General features: G+C 57.3%; 15 protein-coding genes. 9 read left to right on the top strand and 6 right to left on the bottom strand.

What is annotated here, in order from left to right; translation table 11 throughout:
• Window positions 1-43: 43 nt before the first annotated feature.
• Window positions 44-1,357, bottom strand: a complete 1,314-nt coding sequence (locus ETAA8_RS17970) for a replication-associated recombination protein A (protein WP_145091269.1) — start codon at window positions 1,355-1,357, stop codon at window positions 44-46.
• Window positions 1,358-1,738: 381 nt separating this feature from the next.
• On the opposite strand from ETAA8_RS17970, the gene ETAA8_RS17965 reads away from it, so the two are divergent.
• The gene (locus ETAA8_RS17965; protein WP_202921060.1) at window positions 1,739-2,503 is read left to right on the top strand and encodes a metallophosphoesterase; all 765 of its coding nucleotides are present in this window, start codon (window positions 1,739-1,741) and stop codon (window positions 2,501-2,503) included.
• Entirely contained in the window at window positions 2,500-3,045 is a 546-nt protein-coding gene (locus tag ETAA8_RS17960; RefSeq protein WP_145091262.1) for a hypothetical protein, read from the top strand. Before ETAA8_RS17965 ends, ETAA8_RS17960 begins: the two co-directional genes overlap by 4 nt.
• On the opposite strand, the gene ETAA8_RS17955 is transcribed toward ETAA8_RS17960, so the two are convergent.
• The 3 genes from ETAA8_RS17955 to ETAA8_RS17945 all read right to left on the bottom strand — a co-directional run bounded on the left by ETAA8_RS17955 (window position 3,046) and on the right by ETAA8_RS17945 (window position 5,024).
• Complete coding sequence (locus ETAA8_RS17955; RefSeq protein ID WP_202921059.1) at window positions 3,046-3,501, bottom strand: ExbD/TolR family protein; 456 nt, start codon at window positions 3,499-3,501, stop codon at window positions 3,046-3,048.
• 62 nt (window positions 3,502-3,563) lie between these two features.
• On the bottom strand, window positions 3,564-4,169 hold the full coding sequence (locus ETAA8_RS17950) for a metallophosphoesterase family protein (protein ID WP_145091255.1): 606 nt from the start codon (window positions 4,167-4,169) through the stop codon (window positions 3,564-3,566).
• Window positions 4,170-4,172: 3 nt separating this feature from the next.
• Complete coding sequence (locus ETAA8_RS17945; protein WP_145091252.1) at window positions 4,173-5,024, bottom strand: alpha/beta hydrolase; 852 nt, start codon at window positions 5,022-5,024, stop codon at window positions 4,173-4,175.
• Window positions 5,025-5,163: 139 nt separating this feature from the next.
• Here ETAA8_RS17945 and ETAA8_RS17940 point away from each other — a divergent pair, with 139 nt between their 5' ends.
• Entirely contained in the window at window positions 5,164-6,006 is an 843-nt protein-coding gene (locus ETAA8_RS17940) for a hypothetical protein (RefSeq protein ID WP_145091249.1), read from the top strand.
• A gap of 125 nt (window positions 6,007-6,131) precedes the next feature.
• Window positions 6,132-6,866, top strand: coding sequence for a 3-keto-disaccharide hydrolase (locus ETAA8_RS17935; protein ID WP_145091246.1), 735 nt, complete (start codon window positions 6,132-6,134; stop codon window positions 6,864-6,866).
• Between the two features lie 129 nt (window positions 6,867-6,995).
• Here the strand turns inward: ETAA8_RS17935 and fusA are convergent, their stop codons facing one another.
• On the bottom strand, window positions 6,996-9,122 hold the full coding sequence (gene fusA, locus ETAA8_RS17930; protein ID WP_145091243.1) for an elongation factor G: 2,127 nt from the start codon (window positions 9,120-9,122) through the stop codon (window positions 6,996-6,998).
• 782 nt (window positions 9,123-9,904) lie between these two features.
• Between fusA and ETAA8_RS17925 the strand changes: the two genes are divergently transcribed.
• From ETAA8_RS17925 to ETAA8_RS17905, 5 genes are all read left to right on the top strand, one after another.
• Window positions 9,905-11,020: a DUF1559 domain-containing protein gene (locus ETAA8_RS17925; RefSeq protein ID WP_315851571.1), complete on the top strand. Its 1,116-nt coding sequence runs from the start codon at window positions 9,905-9,907 to the stop codon at window positions 11,018-11,020.
• Between the two features lie 92 nt (window positions 11,021-11,112).
• Window positions 11,113-11,568, top strand: coding sequence for a carboxypeptidase-like regulatory domain-containing protein (locus tag ETAA8_RS17920; protein WP_145091236.1), 456 nt, complete (start codon window positions 11,113-11,115; stop codon window positions 11,566-11,568).
• Window positions 11,569-11,724: 156 nt separating this feature from the next.
• Window positions 11,725-14,475, top strand: a complete 2,751-nt coding sequence (locus ETAA8_RS17915) for a PSD1 and planctomycete cytochrome C domain-containing protein (RefSeq protein ID WP_145091233.1) — start codon at window positions 11,725-11,727, stop codon at window positions 14,473-14,475.
• An 11-nt stretch (window positions 14,476-14,486) separates the two neighbouring features.
• Entirely contained in the window at window positions 14,487-15,860 is a 1,374-nt protein-coding gene (locus ETAA8_RS17910; RefSeq protein WP_238397411.1) for a DUF1501 domain-containing protein, read from the top strand.
• Window positions 15,861-15,871: 11 nt separating this feature from the next.
• Window positions 15,872-16,615 carry a phytanoyl-CoA dioxygenase family protein gene (locus ETAA8_RS17905; protein ID WP_145091230.1) on the top strand — a complete coding sequence of 248 codons (744 nt, stop codon included), beginning with the start codon at window positions 15,872-15,874 and terminating at the stop codon, window positions 16,613-16,615.
• On the opposite strand, the gene ETAA8_RS17900 is transcribed toward ETAA8_RS17905, so the two are convergent.
• The gene (locus tag ETAA8_RS17900) at window positions 16,608-17,903 is read right to left on the bottom strand and encodes a DUF1501 domain-containing protein (RefSeq protein ID WP_145091227.1); all 1,296 of its coding nucleotides are present in this window, start codon (window positions 17,901-17,903) and stop codon (window positions 16,608-16,610) included. The two genes, ETAA8_RS17905 and ETAA8_RS17900, sit on opposite strands and share 8 nt — an antisense overlap.
• Window positions 17,904-17,923: the final 20 nt, after the last annotated feature.

Here is a 17,923-nt window from a genome sequence, read left to right as displayed (position 1 = left end):
CATTTTTGTTGACCGAAGTCTCTTATCGGATTGCCAAGCGAATTTAGCGATCTCGCAACCGCGCGCGAATCTCAGTCAGTCGCTGGGCGAGTTCGGCTTCGAAGCCGCGGTCGACCGGACGGTAGTACTCGCGCTCGACTCCTAGATAGTCCTGCGATACCACGCCCCCGGCGGCATCGTGCGAATAAACATAACCTTCGCCATGACCAAGGCGTTCGGCACCTTTGTAGTGCTTGTCTCGTAAGTGTACGGGCACCGGCAGGATGCGTTGCTCGCGCACATCGCGGCGAGCTTCGCCAATGGCAATGGTCGCGGCATTCGACTTCGGCGCGCAGGCCAAATAGGCCACGCACTGGGCGAGCGGCAACTGACACTCGGGGAGCCCAATGAATTCGCAGGCCTGCATTGCTGCGACAGCTAGCGGCAGCGCAGCGGGGTCGGCATTGCCGACATCTTCGCTGGCCAGGATCACCAGCCGTCGACAAAGGAAGCGAATATCCTCTCCCGCTTCGAGCATGCGGGCCAGCCAATACAGACCGGCATCGGGATCGCTGCCACGAATGCTTTTGATGAGCGCGCTGATCGAATCGTAATGCTCGTCCCCGGTCGCGTCGTACTGAATGGCCTTACGCTGCACCGATTCGGCCGCGAGTTCGCGAGTGAACTTCACCGGCCGCTCGCTGCTGGAGAGCACACCCACTTCGAGCGCATTGAGCGCGCGGCGGGCATCGCCATCGCTGGTCTCTGCCAGGAACAAGAGTGCATCGTCGTCGATCTCGACGGGAATGTTGCCGAGCCCGCGGCTCTTATCGGCCAGTGCTCGCTTCACCAGGGACGTAATGTCGTCGATCGAGAGGGACTGAAACTCGAAAACCTGGCTCCGGCTGACGAGCGCACTATTCACTGCGAAAAACGGGTTGCTCGTCGTGGCCCCGACCAAGGTCACGACTCCTTCTTCGACATCGGGCAGGAGCGCATCCTGCTGAGTCTTGTTGAAGCGGTGGATCTCGTCGATGAACAGCAGCGTACGCAAACCGCCGGAAGTCAGTTCGTCGCGGGCAGCATCGAGCGACTCGCGAAGTTCCTTCACACCGCTGGTGATGGCGCTCAACTGTTTGAACTTCTTGCGGCTAGCCGTTGCCAACAAGCGGGCAAGTGTCGTTTTGCCCGTTCCCGGCGGACCATAAAAAATGACAGAGCTCAAGCGATCGGCTGCCAGCAGGCGGCGCAGTAATTTTCCTTCGCCCAGAAAATGCTGTTGCCCGACGAACTCGTCCAGCCTGGCTGGCCGCATGCGCGCGGCCAAGGGCTGGGCTCGCTTGAGATTCTCACCTTCGGCTTTGGCAAAGAGATTCATAGCCCGGAGCATACCGCGCGGCAAATTGGCTGTGTGCCGGGTGGCAGCGTGCCAGGATTGCCTGTCGTGTGATCGCAGGAATAAAGACGGCCACACGCGACCTGATTTGGATCGCCCCAACAGTTATTGGGCAAAATCGTGCTCACGCCCTAACTGGGGGGCGTTCAATTAAGGATCGCTTAATTGGACAGCAGATAGCGCATCTCTCGGGTTTCCGAGCATTTAGTGTTCAATTAAGGGGCTTGAGGTTGGACACTTTGGTTGAGAATGGAGGGGGAGATTTCGCCGCGAGGTGCTTCGGGTGAAGTCGTGCTCAGCTTGGCGCTCTAAGCAGTTGAAGTTGTCCTGGACGGCTTGGCGCAGTCAGGTATGGGGTTTGCTATGCTTAACGGGATGGAACCAAGTACGTACTTTGTGTCCGACTTGCACATGTTCTCGCGAAGGTCGCAAGCGGCCGCGCACGAGCAGGCAATTCACGCGGTGGCCCAGCGGGCGCGCACGTTTGTGCTGGGCGGCGACATTTTCGACTTCCGTTGGTCCACGCTCGGTTCGGTCGAAACGACTGTTCGGGCTTCGGTCGATTGGGTCGATCGGCTGGTCTCGCGCAATCCAGACTGCCAGTTTCACTTCGTGGCCGGTAACCACGACTACAACCAGCGATTCCTCAACGCCATTAACGCCTACTGCCAGCAGGCACCCAATTTACAATTTCACCATTATTATCTGCGGCTGGCCGGCAGCATCTTTTTGCATGGTGATGCCGCCGATCATCCCACCATGTGCGCGACCCGGTTGCAATCGAATCGCCAGCATTGGCTGAAGGATGAGTCGCGCGGGCCAGTAAAGCATCTGCTTTACGATTTGGCCGTGAAAGCCAGGTTGCACCAATTGGCGGGTGTCGTTCATCCCAAGCAGAAAGTGGCGCAGCGGCTGACCGGCTATCTCGACCGGATTGGACATGGGCCAGGCACAGGCTTAGAGCACGTCTATTTCGGCCATACGCACCAGGCGATGGCTGGCTATCAATTGGGTGGATTGACATTTCACAACGGCGGAGCGCCAATGGCCGGCCTGCAGTTTCGCATTGTCGAAGCGCAGGATAGCTCCGAGCAGAACGGCACAGCCACTGCAAAGCCCCCCGCATGAAAACAACGTCGTCCGGGCTAACGAACCCCTATGCTTCGCCGGCTGCCGACGAAACGACGGAAGCGGTAGCGGCGCTCGTTCAACTTCCGCTTTCGCGGGAGATCTGGTGGGCCTCGGTGCTGATCTGGCTGAGTTGCCTGGGATTGGGACTCGCAGCCGGCTACGTACTTCTTGCCTGGCTAGTGCACACCTATCCGCAAATGAATGTGCGACTCCACGACGCAGATAGGTTAGCTCCGTTTGCGACGGGTGCAGCGAACGCCGTCGTGATGGCCGCCTTGCTCGGCTATGGGCAATACTACGCAGTCATTCGTCGCGACATGATTTGGACCCGCACGATCGCCCTGCTCTTGATTATCGCCAGCCTCGTGATCGCACTCGGCAGCGTATTGATTTTCAGCGGCACAGCCATCATGTGGTTCCTGCTCATTCCCGCTGTTACGTCGGCCGTCTTGAGCGGGCTGATGTTTCGCTGGTACGCGAGGTTGTCTGCTTTTAGGCGACAACAGCGGCGTACTTTGCGAGTGACGAAGAACGTCTGACTAGCCGGCGTCGACGGCAAACTGAACCTTCTCGAAGCCGATCAGCCGCGAGAGATCGAACACGTCGATCACATCTCCCAGCGGAACATGCGGATCGGGATGTAACACCACTGGAGCGTCGCTTTTAATGCGACTGAGCCCCACCAGAATGCCTTGCAGCTGGGCCAGTGAGGCAACGGGCGTATCATTCACCAACCAACCTACGCGACCTTGCGTTCCGGTGACCCGTACCACCACTTTTTCAAAATCTGCTTCGGGGGGAGGAGGAACTTCGGTTGTCGGTTGCCCGGTTCCCGGCGCTTGGGCCGACAATTGACTGGGGAGTAACCGTTCCACAATCCCAAAGCTGGCCGACCAGATGAAATAGATCAGCAGCAAGAAAACGACGTCGATCATCGGCGTCATTTTGATGTCGACGGGATCGCGCCGCTGCGTAAAGGGACTGGGACGTCGCAAAGTGAAGACCTTCCTTGTTGTCATTATCTTAGGCAACTTGCGGCGCTCGTGCCTAGTTGAGCTTATCGGCTGCTTAGCGGCACCAGTTCGCTCGTGACAGTATCGAAGGTTGCGAAGCAGCCATCGCAAACCGCCCCGATTACCACAAAATATCGGCCCTGGTCCAGCTTCACGGCTTTTTCGCCATGCCAATCATGAATCTGATCGGGCGAGGCCAGCAGCCATTTATGAAAATGCCCAGCAAACATCAGGCGGTTGGGAACGGCATGAAAGATTCGCCACAACTTGCCATGCTCGTCTGGCGGGCCATCGTAATACCACAAATCAAACAGGCTCTCGGGATTCAACCACGGTTCGACGTGCGAAAAGTAGCAGCCTTCAATCTCCAGCGACGGTCGCAACTTCCCCATGAACTCGAAGACATCGCGCGAGTACTTGCGCTGCAATTCCTGCGGTGGGTCAACACACAGGCCATAGTCGTGATTTCCCCACACGCCTATCGCCTTCGACTCAAGCAGCAAACGGCATGTCTCGTCGAGCCGCTCGCCCAATTCGATGACGTCGCCAATCATCACGATCTGGTCGACTCGCTCCTGCTTGAAGCGCGCAAGCGCGACGCGCAAGTCGTCGACTTGTTCGTGAATGTCCGTGATCAGCCCGAGTTTCATGCGCTATTTCTTCGCCGGTTCCGTCGCGTCTGGCTTCAGATAGCCCAAGGCAACGAGAAACGCATCCACTCGCTCGATGGTCGCTTGCAAATGGGGAGGTCGATTGAAAAAGCCGTGGCCGACGCCATCCACTCGCATCATTTCTGCTCGATGACCAAGCTCCTTCGAGCGTTGCAAGTATTCATCCCCCTGCGCGATCAGTTTGTCATCGGTACCGTACATCAGCAGTGTCGGTGGCGAATCTTTGGCTAAGTGCTGAGTGGGCGAAATGGACTTGGCCACCCTCTGATCGTTGCCGACGCGCTCGATCAACTGAGCGACGTTGAAATTCAGCACTGGATTGAACAGCACCAGCACATTGGGGCGCGACGAGACTGCTGCGTCTTCGTCGGCTTCATCGAGTTCTGGGCAAATACCAGTGCAGGCTGCCAAATGCCCGCCTGCGGAACCGCCTGCGCCAACAATCTTAGCAGGATCAATTCCCAGCTTCGCAGCATTCTGCCGCACCCAGCGAATAGCCGACTTGGCGTCCCGCACGCACGTGTCGGGTGTCACGCCGTGCCGCGATTTCACGCGATAGTCAACACAAATCGCAACCATGCCACGTTTGGCCAGGTATTGCGACTGCGGCTCAAATTGCTTGATATTGCCGCCATTCCAACCGCCACCGAAAAAGAACACGATAGCGGGATACTTCTTCGTCGCCTCCCACTCTGCGGGACGATAGACCTGCAGCGTAAGTTCTGCCTGTTTGGTCTTTTTATAGGTGTAAGTGTTCTGTGTCGGCTCCGCTGCCGTTCCTACTTCACTTGCCGCAAACGCGACTAACGCCAGCAAACTAATGAGTCTAAACATGGTCGTGCACCCCGTGTGGAGGAGAAACCTGCCTGGTAGTTCCGGCGGTTATTCTATCGACCGGCAAGGTGGCCCGGTAGAATCGAGCGAGATTCGGAGCCGAATTGCAATTTCGCTTCTTCCAGCCTGAGCGTTCGATATGTCGCGCACTTTATTGGCATTCGTGGCGGTCGTTGCGACTAGCATCGCCCATACATCGCTGACGGCTCAGGAAACAAAACCAGATAACAAGCGAAGCGAGATTCCTAACTACCGCGTCGATGCCACGGACTTCTCGGCCAGCGAAGCCGATATTCGCGCAGTGTGTGACTCTGCGGCCCGGCAACTGTGGCCACTTTTCGCCGACTACGAGCTCGAGCCATTCGTCGTCACTCGCGGCCAGTCTGGTCCGATCACTCTCTATAAGCGGAATGACCGCCGCGAGATCGTGGTGAAACTCGACACGAGCAATACCCTCTGGTCACAATACGCTTACCAGTTTGGTCACGAGTTCTGTCACGTACTTTGTGGTTTTCGCGAAGGGGATTCGAGCAATCGCTGGTTTGAAGAGACGCTGAGTGAAACTGCGTCCCTGTATGTATTGCGCGGTATGGCTCGAGACTGGAAGGACGGCCCGCCGTACAAGCATTGGGCGAGTTATCGGGATAACCTGCGCGAATACGCTGACAACGTCATTCGCCAGCGGGCGCACACTCGCGAGATCTATGCCAAGGGAATGCCCGCTTTCTATCGCGATCACGAGGCTCAACTTCGCAAGACAGCTACCGATCGCGAGTTGAATGGAGCAATGGCGGTTGTCCTCCTCTCTTACTTCGAAGAACAGCCAACGCGCTGGGAAGCAATCCGCTGGCTCAATTCATTGCCTCCTCCTGCCAAAGAATCGTTCGCTGATTTTCTCCAGCGCTGGCAAGGAGCAGTTCCTGAAAAGCATCGCCTCTTCGTCGCAGACGTCGCTAAACTTTACGGTGTCCACCGAGACTAATGATCGACCATGGAGCTGAAGGGCGAATTCCCTACGGCAACTTATTGTGGGTAAAATGCGTAGCTGGCCTTCGGTTAGGCGATTTCGGTTTAACAAATTACGTTCATCTATTCACGGAGAAGGAAATGCTCTCGAACTTGTTACTCGCTCTGGCAACGCTCATTCCGGCCGCAGCGCCGGATGGTGCGACCACTGCTCCAGCTGAAACAGCGGGCATGCGGTCACTTTTTAACGGAAAAGATCTCACTGGGTGGGACGGCGACCCCAAGCTCTGGAGCGTTAAGGATGGCGTAATCCGCGGTGAGACCACCGCCGAAGTTCCGGCTAAGGGGAACACCTTCATCATTTGGAAGGATGGCAAGCTCAATGATTTTGAGCTGCGTTTTTCGTTCCGGTGCAGCAACACCAACAACTCGGGCGTCCAGTATCGCTCCAAGCACATCACCGAAGGCAAGGTGAACAACAACTGGGTCGTCCGCGGTTACCAGCACGAACTCCGTAACGAGAACAAGCTGCCCAACGTCGCCGGTTTTATCTACGACGAAGGTGGCAAACGCGGACGCATCTGCCTTGTGGGCGAACAAGCGACCTGGGAATCGGATGGCAAGAAGGTCATTAAGGCTGACTTAATCGATCAAGCTTCCTTCGGAAAGTTAGTCAAGCTCGACGATTGGAATGACGTTGTCATCATCGCCAAGGGGAAGCACATCCAACACTATCTCAACGACCGGTTGGTTCTCGATTTCACTGATAATCATCCCGAGTTGGCCCTGACGGAAGGGGTTCTCGCGTTGCAGTTGCACGCCGGCAAGCCCATGTGGACCGAGTTCAAAAACATCCGCATTCGCGACCTGAAGTAATTTCCTGCCACGAAGTTGCCATAAACTTCGACCTCAGGATGTTGAAGGCATAAAAAAGGGCCAGGTAGTTCATCACTACCTGGCCCGAGTTATTTGTGTGCGAGTCATGGAATGACTCGCCTACGAGTGTTACTTAGCGCCGACAAGCTGCTTCGAGTTCTTCTTCTTTTCGGCGATGATCTCTTCCTGAACATTGCTCGGAGCCTTGCGATAGGCGGCGAGTTCCATCGTGAAGGTACCTTGGCCCTTCGTCATGCTGCGGATGTCGGTCGCGTAACCGAACACTTCTGACAGCGGGACTTCGGCCAGAATCTGGCAGACTCCTTCGCGAGTGTCGCTGTTCATGACGATGCCACGGCGGCGGTTCACGTCGCCAGTCACATCACCCTGATAGTTTTCCGGGCACTCGATTTCGACCTTCATGATCGGTTCGAGAATCGCCGGCTTGGTATCGATGAAGTGCGTCCGCAGACAGTCCTGGGCCGTGATTTGGAAAGCACGATCCGAGCTATCCACATCGTGGTACGAACCATCGGTGACGACTACGTGCAGACCGACAATCGGGTATTCGGCAAGCGGACCCTTGTTCAGGAGCGCCCGGAAACCCTTTTCGATCGAGCTTTCGAATTCACCTGGAATGCGACCACCGGTCACTTTCCAATCGAAGACGAAGTTCTCGGTCGAGTCATCTGGCAGCGGTTCGAAGTAACCGACGACGTGGCCGTATTGGCCCGAACCACCGGTTTGCTTCTTGTGCTTGTAGTTGTATTCGTACTTGCGAGTTGGCGATTCACGGTAGCTGACCTTCGGCGCACCAACTTCCAGTTCCACCTTGTATTCACGGCGAATGCGTTCGACGTAAATATCGAGGTGCAACTCACCCATACCCGCGATGATCGTCTCGCTGGTTTCCTCGTCGTTGAAGACGCGGAAGGTCGGGTCTTCCTTACGGAAGCGTTGGAGGGCTTTGCTCATCTTGTCCGCATCTGCACGGCTCGTCGGCGTCACGGCGACCTTAATCACCGGTTCGGGGACGAACATGCTTTCCAGCGAGCAATACTTGTTTTCGGACGCATAGGTATCGCCGCTCGCACAGTCGATGCCCGTGATCGCGACGATATCGCCCGCTTCGGCCCCGTCCACAACTTCACGCTTATTGGCGTGCATCTTGACGATTTGGCTGAAACGGTCTTTTTTCTGCGTACGTTGGTTGTAGTAAAACTCGCCCTTCTTGATCGTACCTTGATAGATACGCAAGAAGGTCAACTGACCGAAGGGATCTTCGACAATCTTGAACGCCATGCCGACGAACGGGGCATTTGGATCTGGCTTCAGACCCATCGTCTCCGTCGGATTGTCCCACTTCTTGGCCGTCAGGTCGCGTTCGAGCGGTGAAGGCAAGTAGCGAACGATCGCGTCGAGCAGCAGCTGCACACCCTTGTTCTTATAAGCCGAGCCGACCATGACCGGAGTCATGCCCTGCTGTTGGGTCGCCTTCTTGATGGTGTCGTACACCAACTGAATTGGCGGTTCCTGCTCGCTGAGCAGGATTTCCATCAATTCGTCGCTGTACATCGCCAGCGCTTCGAGCATCTTGTGACGCCATTCTTTGACCGGGGCTTCATATTCGGCAGGAATCGCTTCCTCACGAACGACTTCACCCTTCGGACCATCAAAGAAGAAGGCCTTTTGCGTAACCATATCGATGACGCCGGCAAAGGTTTCGCCGCCACCCATTGGGTACTGAATGAGCACCGGGTTCGCATTCAATTTGCTGCGCAGATCGTCGAGGATCGCGAGCGGACGAGCGCCGGTGCGGTCCATCTTGTTGATGAACGCAATGCGCGGAATGTGGTATCGCTTCATCTGGCGATCGACCGTCATCGATTGCGATTGCACGCCACCGACCGCGCACAGCACGAGCACAGCGCCGTCGAGCACGCGCAAACTGCGTTCGACTTCGATGGTGAAGTCCACGTGTCCGGGCGTGTCGATGAGGTTCATGATGTGCATGTGGTTCTCATCGCCAGGAAACGCCGGGTCGTTCCATTCCAAGTGCGTCGCCGCGCTGGTAATGGTGATACCGCGTTCTTTTTCCAGCTCCATATGGTCCATGGTCGCGCCGTCGCCGCCACCCTTGACCTCTTCGATCTTGTGGATGCGGCCAGAGTAGAACAGGATCCGCTCGCTGAGGGTCGTCTTACCCGAGTCGATGTGAGCCGAAATACCGAAGTTGCGAACTTTTGTCAGATCCATAACTGCACCTAGAAAACACGACGCAAAAACATCGAACCAGCAATGCGCTGGGCCGAATCAATCCAGTGTACACATAAACGCCATCCAATAGCACACCCCAGATGAAGGTGGCTGCCGCTACCGCTAACTCGTATAGCCCACGAGAGTTAACGCGAATTGGCAGAACCGCAGCGGGGCAGATCGAGCAGGCCCTGTCTGGCGAAAACAGGGCCGGCCACGCAACGACGGTGCCCAACTGGAAAACTGGCCCTGCCAAACCGCATCCTCAAGATGCTGTTCGAGGGGCCCTAGTTCGGGCAATCGCTGCGAGAAAACCGTCATCCTTGTAACCGATAATCTTATCGGAAACCGCCCCCGCGGAAAGGTCAAATGAGCACCTATTGGGAGAGACGGAGCAAATTCTCGATAGTTTCACACGACTTGACGACCAGTCGCCCACTAGACAGGTCGTCGCGCAGTTGGCGGCCCCATTTCGACCTCTGGAAGGTCAAATTGCTCTGCCGAAAGTTGGAATCTGCTCTGTTGCGATCGGGTCGCTGATCTCTTGAACGAAGAGAATCGATTACGAATCGCAATCCAACACAACTGACATTAGTAGAGGCCGGCAGGTATGGATTGATCTGCCAGGCTTTTGCCCTATCGATTGCTTTGTGACCAGCTATGCCAGCCGGAGCCAAAAAATAATGCAAATCGAGGCCGATCCCCCCCAACTCAGGTTTGCGTCGCCAGACGATTCGTGTTTAGATTCACAGGCTGAGGCGGCTCTTACTTCGGAGGTGATCATGCTTGATCCACGAACGGTTGGCTGCAACGGGATGTATTCCTCTCGGGGCATTTCCTCTCCGGTAAATAGTCGCGGTTTCACCCTGGTGGAACTGCTGGTGGTCATTGCCATCATTGGTGTCTTGGTCGCACTTCTGCTACCTGCGGTGCAATCGGCCCGCGAATCGGCCCGGCGCTCGTCTTGTTCGAACAACGTGAAACAACTCGCGCTCGGATTGCACAATTTCCACGACACCCATGGATCGTTTCCGGCGGGACGACCGCCCGCAACGACAACCAACCAAGGTTGGGGCTGGATTGTCAGCGTGCTGCCGTTCATCGAGCAGCAGGCGCTCTCGGATGCGATCAACGTCAACACCAATGTCTGCTGCGTCAGCATGAAGGCGGCTCACGACGCTAATTTAAAGGTGCTCACCTGCTCAACCGATCCTTACGCGGGCAAAGCATTTCCCGATCGGCAGATTCCCGGCATTACTTGCAATGATGGGACCGGCAGTTTAGCGGTTACGGCCGGCGTGAATGCCTTTTTGACGCGACCGACACACTATCTGGGAAGTTTTGGAGACGCCTTCATTGTTGGCGACACGTCGAACTACACGATTGGGGCCACCGGCAAAGCCTACGGGTGCGGCGGTTGCAGCCAGACCTCGGGTGGTGGGGCTGCGGGCCCGGATTGCCCGGAACCAACATCGGGATTCGGTGGTGCCGGAGGTTCGCCCCTTCAGCACCGCGGCATTTTCAATTACTCCAACAATACGCCCGCGGTCAAAATGTCGAATGTGATCGACGGACTGAGTAACACCATCTTGCTCGGCCATAATTCGTCGGTTGGAGGCGGTACCGATATGGTCTGGTTCACGTATACAGGCAGCGTGAATGGAACCAGTCTGCCGATTAATTTCAACATTTTACCCTCGATGGAGCAAAAGTCTTTCTACTGTCCAGGTTGTACTGTGGGGCAACCTTGGCGCGGGCGCGGCTTCCAAAGTCATCATCCCGGCGGCAGCATGTTTGCACTATGCGACGGCAGCGTCACCTTCCTGAGTCAAAACATCGCCATGGTTACCTATAACGCAATGGGGAGCCGCCAAGGAGGCGAGGTAAATAGTAACTAGCCAGCTCGGTTCATTGAACATACTCCTGCCCAGCTTCCTGCCATAATTTTCCCACGTTCGCTCGCATCCTTTTCGCTTTAGATTCAACAGCAATGTCCAATCCAAGCAAGTTTGGTTTCTTAGCCCTGCTATGCGCACTTGTCTCGTTTGCCGTCATCGGCTGTGGCACTGACTCTGGTCCCCCACGCGCACCGGTTGCGGGCAAAGTCACTTATCGAAATTTTCCGCTGGTGGGGGCGATGGTGACGTTCATTCCGGAAAGTGGCGGGCGTAGTGCCTCTGGTTTAACCGATGCCCAAGGGAAGTTCGTGCTCGGCACGTTCGAGATCACCGATGGTGCGCTGATTGGCCCGCACAAAGTGGCGATCTCTGCCCGGGGGCCAGACCGCGATCTCCGCCCCGGTGAGGTTGGCAGCGGATTACCCGGCGAGAAGATGCCCGGCGATCCAGTCATTCCGGTCAAGTATTTCGAGCCAACCCAATCCGGGCTTACGTTTGAGGTGAAAAAGGGGGCGAACAATGCTCCAGAATTCAATCTGACCGAGTAAATGCAGCGGTGGACGGTCTTCCCTGATTGGCCGTTTCTTTTGCTGGCGGGCAGTGCCGACGACTACGATAGACGGGCAGTAAATACTGGCGAGCGCGCCCGATGAGTGGCCTCGTTGGTAACTGAATCCTCTCTCCGGTCGACTTGCATGCAGACGATGGCTCGCCTTCCTCACCGGCAATGGACATGCGCGCTGCTGGCGTTGTTGGCCGGATCGTTGTCAGCTGCAGAAGATCTGCGCCCCACGTTCTACCGTGGAGTGAATCTCAATGGTCCGCCGGTGAAGATCGATGGACACGCCTGGGAAGGGCAAGACGCCGACCATCAGCCTGCGAACTTCGCCTGCACCGACAAGTCGTTTGCTAATCAAGACGTCAAGCTGAACCCGCCGACCGATCCCGATCGTGCCAAGATGATCCGGAGCAGTCGCTGGGGCGGCAACAAAGTCGTCGTCAGCGGCGTGCCCAGCGGGAAGTATTCCGTTTTTGTCTACGTCTGGGAAGACAACAACAGCGAGACCTTTCGCATCGCGATCAATGGCCAGGACGTGCTGCGCTTTTATCAAAGCGGTTCCGCCGGACACTGGGATCGGCTTGGGCCGTACGTGATCGATGTCAAAGCCGACAACAACGAGGGTTCGATTCAAATCACGAGTCGAGGCGGCGCTGCAAACTTTTCAGGAATCGAAATCTGGCGCGGCGAGCACGATGGCTCCCCAGCCGATTTGACGCCGGAGAATATCGCCTTCTTCGAAAGCCGCATTCGTCCTTTACTCGTCAAGCATTGCTACGAATGCCACTCGGCCGAGGCGAAGGAACTGCAGGGAGACTTGCTGGTCGATTCGCGGGCTGCGCTACGTAAAGGGGGGAGCACAGGGCCTGCCATTGTGCCGGGAGATCTGGACCAAAGCTTGTTTATCAAGGCCATTCGCTACGCGGACGATTTGCAGATGCCGCCCGAGAAGAAACTGGCAGCGGCCGAGATTGCCGACTTGGAGAAGTGGGTTTTGCTTGGTGCGCCAGATCCGCGGATCAAGGCCACCCGCTATGTGAAAAAGAAGATCGACGTGGCTGCTGCCCGGCAGTTCTGGTCGCTGAGGCCGATCGAGAATCCCCCCGCTCCAAAGGTGAACAATACGAGTTGGCCGCAAGGAGACCTGGACCGATTTATTCTCGCCGAATTGGAACGCCGAGGACTGCAGCCGATTCAGCCTGCCGACAAGCGGACACTCATTCGCCGCGCAACCTACGACTTGACTGGCCTCCCGCCGCAGCCCGAAGAAATCGCCGCTTTCCTGGCCGACGACTCACCGCAGGCGTGGCAAACGGTCGTCGATCGGTTGCTCGCATCGCGTCATTACGGTGAACGCTGGGGGCGGCATTGGATGGACCTCGTGCGTTATGCAGATACAGCTGGAGACAACTCGGACTATCCGGTTCCGCAGCTTTATCTGTATCGCAATTACATCATCGATTCGCTCAACGCCGATAAGCCCTACGACCAATTTGTCCGCGAGCAAATTGCCGGCGACCTGATGCCGGCCACGAACGATTCCCAACGCAACGAACAGATTATCGCCACCGGTTACCTGGCGAGTTCCCGGCGGTTTGGTTCGCTCGTCGACAACTACCCGCAGCATCTGACAATTGAAGATACGATTGAAAACCTGGGCCGCACGGTCTTGGGACTGTCGATCAGTTGTGCTCGTTGCCACGATCACAAGTTCGATCCCATTTCGAACGAGGACTACTACGGGCTGTATGGTTTCTTCGCCAGCACGCGCTATCCGTTTCCTGGGATTGAACTCGATAAGAAGCCGCGCGACTTTGTTCCGCTAGTCGAGAACGGTAAGCCCGGTTCGCAAGTCGCTTATGCAATGGCCGATGCCAAGCCGAAAGATGCTCATGTCCGATTGCGCGGCGAGCCCGACAAGCCAGGCGACCAGGTGCCGCGGAAGTTTTTGGATGTGCTCGGTGGGCAGATGTTGGACGAACAACAGGCCGAGCAAAGTGGCCGCCTGCAATTGGCCGGATGGCTGACCGATACCAAGAATCCACTTACTCCGCGCGTGATGGTCAATCGAGTGTGGCAGTACCACTTTGGTTCGGGACTAGTGAAGACGCCGAGCGACTTCGGTGCTCGCGGTCAGCCGCCAACGCATCCGCAGTTGCTCGATTGGCTTGCCACTCGCTTCCACCAAGACGGTTGGTCCCTCAAGCGGTTGCATCGGACGATCATGCTCAGCAACACCTATCAACTGGCTTCGGTCCCGCCACTTGGCCAGGCATTGCCGGCCGCAGCGCTCAGCCAGGATCCGAATAACGATTATCACTGGCGCTATTCGCGTCACCGCCTGGATGCCGAGTCGCTGCGAGATTCGCTGCTGGCGATCAGCGGTCAACTCGATAGCACCATGCCACGCGACCCGCATCCATTCCCACCTGTCGACAAGTGGGGCTTCACGCAGCATCATCCGTTTCGCGATCGCTACGACAGCAATCGCCGCAGTGTGTACCTGATGACGGCTCGTTTGAACAACATCCCGTTCTTTGCCACCTTCGACGGTGCCGATCGTAACGCCAGTACACCGGCCCGCGATAGTTCGGTCACAACGGTGCAGTCCCTGTATCTGCTGAATAACGAATTCGTCAATCAGCAAGCCGCGAAACTGGCCGAGCGGCTCGTGCGTGAAACGTCCGATCCATCCGCACGAACCGAGCGGGCCTTTGCCTTGACGCTAGGTCGCCCGCCAACCGATATTGAACAAGCTGCTACCAGGGATTGGTTCGCCGCTTTGGAAAAAGAATTCGACCTTACATCCACGCCCGCCAACGAACGACCGCAACAGGCGCTCACTTCGCTGGCCCGCGTATTGTTCCGCATGAATGAGTTTTTGTACGTTGACTAACGAGACTAATTGTGTCCGCAACTCATTTCTCCGTCTCCCGACGCAACGTCATCCGCTCCCTGGTGAGTGGCAGCCTGCTCATGCCCGGCATCTTGTCGGAACTGATGGCCGGGGAATCGCCGCGCGATAGTGCTGCTGCGAATGGTCCGCTCAGCGTGAAGCAGCCTCACTTTGCCGCCAAGGCGAAGCGAGTGATCTTCCTGTTCGCGACCGGCGGAGTGTCGCATATTGATACCTTCGATCCGAAGTCGACGGATGGCGGGCGCGACGGCAACGGCAAAGAAAAGCTGATGGGGAGCCACTTCAAGTGGCAGGCCAACCAGCGCTGCGGGACGGTCGTCACGGACTTGTTTCCGCACCTGCGCGAGCAACTCGACGAAGTCTGCGTCATCCGCTCGATGAAGTCGGCCCACTTCGACCACACCGAAGCCGCGGTTGGCATGCACACCGGTTCCGCCACCTTCACCCGCCCCAGCATGGGCTCGTGGATCAGTTATGGGCTGGGGACGGTCAACCAGAACTTGCCGTCGTTCATGGTGATCGCTCCGCACCTGCCCTACGGCGGCACGCAGGTTTACGCCAGCGACTTCCTGCCCGCCTACCATCAGGGAACTCGCGTCATTCCCGGCACGCAGCCAATCGAGAACCTCGTGCCCCGCAGCAAGCAGCAGCGGGTGCAGGAACTCGAACTCGGGCTCCTCTCGCAATTCAACAGCACGCATTTGCAGCGTCGGCAAGACGATTCGAATCTGGCCGCCCGGATCAAGTCGTTCGAAACAGCCTTTCAAATGCAGACCGCCGGCCCCGAAGCCTTCGATGTGAATCAAGAGACCGATGCGACGCACGAGTCGTACGGTCTCAAGCGGGGCGAAACGTCCAGCTTTGGCTGGCAATGTCTCGTCGCGCGGCGGCTGGCCGAGCGTGGAGTCCGGTTCATCGAACTCGTCGATACCGGCTCGCGACCGAACTGGGATTCACACGGCGAAATGAAGGATCACATCGGCCTGGCCAAATCAGTCGATCAGCCCATGGCTGGCTTGATTCGCGACTTGAAACAGCGCGGCCTGCTCGACGAAACACTGGTGGTCTGGGCGACCGAGTTTGGCCGCACGCCAGCCAAAGAGGGAAAGAATGGCCGCGGCCATCACGGCAACTGCTTTTCGATCTGGCTCGCTGGCGGAGGCATCAAGGGCGGCATTGTCCACGGCGAGACCGACGACATCGGCCGTAACATCGTCAGCGGCAAAGTCGATGTGCATGATCTGCACGCGACCATCTTGCATCAAATGGGAATCGACCACACGCGGCTAACGTACCGCCACGCCGGCCGCGATTTCCGCTTGACCGATGTCCACGGCAAAATTATCCGCGAGATCTTGGCCTAGATTGCAATCGCATGAATTCAATCTCGGACTTCGATCCCCAAAAGTACGCTGCGGACTTTGAACGCGATGGCTACTTCATCTGTGAAGCTGTCTTGCCGTTCTCTCAGTTAAACGCACTCGCACAGGCCATTGAGAATGTGCCGAGCGGCGAGGAAGTGCGCAAGAAACAAAACGTCTACGGCATTCGCAACCTGCTGGAAGTTTGCCCTGAAGTTTGTTCACTGGCCAACCAACCTGCGGTCCGCCAGTTCGCGACTGCGGTGCTTGGTAGTAATGCCTTCGCGGTCCGGGCGATCTTCTTTGACAAAGTTCCGGGCTCGAACTGGTCACTCTTCTGGCATCAAGATAATGTGATCGCCGTCCAAGAGAAGCGTGAGGTTCCCGGCTATATCGCCTGGTCACACAAGGCTGGCATTTGGCAAGTTCAGCCGCCCGCTGAAGTGCTCGCGCGGATGGTCGCAGTGCGAGTTCATCTGGATGAATGTGGGGAAGAGAACGGACCGCTCCGCGTGCTGCCCGGCTCGCATCGGTTTGGTTGGCTAGATGAAGAGCTCGACGCGTGGAAGGCGAGGGTGCCAGAAGTAGTTTGCGCGGTCGGCAGGGGCGGAATCGTGTCGATGTGTCCGCTGACGTTGCATGCTTCGGCGCGATCGGTTGCCGCCCAGCATCGGCGTGTGATTCACATCGAATATGCCGCCACGGATCTACCGGGCGGCCTGGAGTGGAAACATCGCGTTCGGCCGGAACTTAGCTGAACAGCTGCGGAATGACGGTCCCTTCGCGCACGATCGTGACCGGGCGGCCAGTGCTGGTGTGATATTCCTTGCGGAAGTCGATCCCCAGGCTGTGATAGAACGAAGCCGCCAATTGGTCGGGCGTGAAGCCGTCGCCAGCGGGCCCTTGACCCTTGTCGTCACTCGCGCCGAGCACTTGCCCCCCCTTGATACCGCCACCGGCTAGCAGGGCAAACATCGCGCGGGGCCAGTGATCGCGGCCCGCTTTGTCGTTGATCTTGGGCGTGCGACCGAACTCGCCAATGACGAAGACCGTCGTCGAAGCCAGCAGTCCTTTCTGATCGAGCGTGGTGAAGAGACCCGACAAACCTTGATCGAGTTCGGGCAGCAGGCTCTCCTTGCACTTCTTGAAGTTGCCCGAATGCGTATCCCAGCCGCCGAAACTGACGGTGGCAAAGCGGACGCCCGCCTCGACGAGGCGCGTCGCCAGCAGACAACTCTGACCGAACTTCGTTTTGCCAAACGGTTCGGCAATCTTCGGATCTTCCAGGCTTACGTCGAACGCTTCGCGTGCTCGGGGGGAACTGATGAGATCGAACGCTTGCTGGCCGAAGCGATCGAGCCCGTCCACCAGCTTGCTGCTGGCCTTGAACTCGTCGAGTCCGGTATCGAGTTGTTCGAGCAGCACATTGCGAGAGGAAAACTGTTCGGGAGTCTTTCCACTCCCCAGCGAAATGCCGCGCACACTGTAAGGGACTCCTGCCGATGGTGTGCTGTTGGTTTGCAAGGGAGCATACCGCACGCCCAAGTAGCCGGCCCGCTGAGGTGTGTTCGGAATCGCAACGAAATGGGGCAAGTCGCTCGCGCCGGTCAATTCACGGCTGATGACCGAACCATAACCGGGGTAAATCAGCGAGGGAACGGGCCGGCTGCCGCTGTTGACGTAGCTCGTCCCCAGTTCGTGCCCCGCGAGGGTGTGACTGATGCCGCGGACAATCGCGTACTTATCCGCGCACTTGGCCAACTGCGGCAAATGCTCGCAGACCTGGATTCCGCTGACGTTGGTCTCAATCGGATTGAACTCGCCGCGAAACTCTGCAGGAGCATCAGGCTTCAAGTCGAACGTATCGAGATGAGGAGGCCCGCCGCCAAGATAGACGAAGATCGCGGATTTTCCTTTGGCAGGCTGAACTTCTCCAGCCTCAGTCGCCCGCAAGTAACTGGCCAGACTAAGGCCGGCGCTGCCGAGCGCACCAACGCGGAGAAAATCTCGCCGAGCAATACCGTCGCAGTAGCGGTGAGTGGTCATATTTATAGATCCTTTGAGCG

The organism is Anatilimnocola aggregata, from assembly GCF_007747655.1.
GTDB classification, from domain to species: domain Bacteria; phylum Planctomycetota; class Planctomycetia; order Pirellulales; family Pirellulaceae; genus Anatilimnocola; species Anatilimnocola aggregata.
This window is presented reverse-complemented; position numbering and strand designations above follow the sequence as displayed.

Bases quoted from the DNA above. Each gene is read 5' to 3' on its own strand.
- ETAA8_RS17970 (WP_145091269.1), bottom strand. From the start codon at position 1,357: ATGAATCTCTTTGCCAAAGCCGAAGGTGAGAATCTCAAGCGAGCCCAG.
- ETAA8_RS17965 (WP_202921060.1), top strand. From the start codon at position 1,739: ATGCTTAACGGGATGGAACCAAGTACGTACTTTGTGTCCGACTTGCAC.
- ETAA8_RS17960 (WP_145091262.1), top strand. From the start codon at position 2,500: ATGAAAACAACGTCGTCCGGGCTAACGAACCCCTATGCTTCGCCGGCT.
- ETAA8_RS17950 (WP_145091255.1), bottom strand. From the start codon at position 4,169: ATGAAACTCGGGCTGATCACGGACATTCACGAACAAGTCGACGACTTG.
- ETAA8_RS17945 (WP_145091252.1), bottom strand. From the start codon at position 5,024: ATGTTTAGACTCATTAGTTTGCTGGCGTTAGTCGCGTTTGCGGCAAGT.
- ETAA8_RS17940 (WP_145091249.1), top strand. From the start codon at position 5,164: ATGTCGCGCACTTTATTGGCATTCGTGGCGGTCGTTGCGACTAGCATC.
- ETAA8_RS17935 (WP_145091246.1), top strand. From the start codon at position 6,132: ATGCTCTCGAACTTGTTACTCGCTCTGGCAACGCTCATTCCGGCCGCA.
- fusA (WP_145091243.1), bottom strand. From the start codon at position 9,122: ATGGATCTGACAAAAGTTCGCAACTTCGGTATTTCGGCTCACATCGAC.
- ETAA8_RS17925 (WP_315851571.1), top strand. From the start codon at position 9,905: ATGCTTGATCCACGAACGGTTGGCTGCAACGGGATGTATTCCTCTCGG.
- ETAA8_RS17920 (WP_145091236.1), top strand. From the start codon at position 11,113: ATGTCCAATCCAAGCAAGTTTGGTTTCTTAGCCCTGCTATGCGCACTT.
- ETAA8_RS17915 (WP_145091233.1), top strand. From the start codon at position 11,725: ATGGCTCGCCTTCCTCACCGGCAATGGACATGCGCGCTGCTGGCGTTG.
- ETAA8_RS17905 (WP_145091230.1), top strand. From the start codon at position 15,872: ATGAATTCAATCTCGGACTTCGATCCCCAAAAGTACGCTGCGGACTTT.
- ETAA8_RS17900 (WP_145091227.1), bottom strand. From the start codon at position 17,903: ATGACCACTCACCGCTACTGCGACGGTATTGCTCGGCGAGATTTTCTC.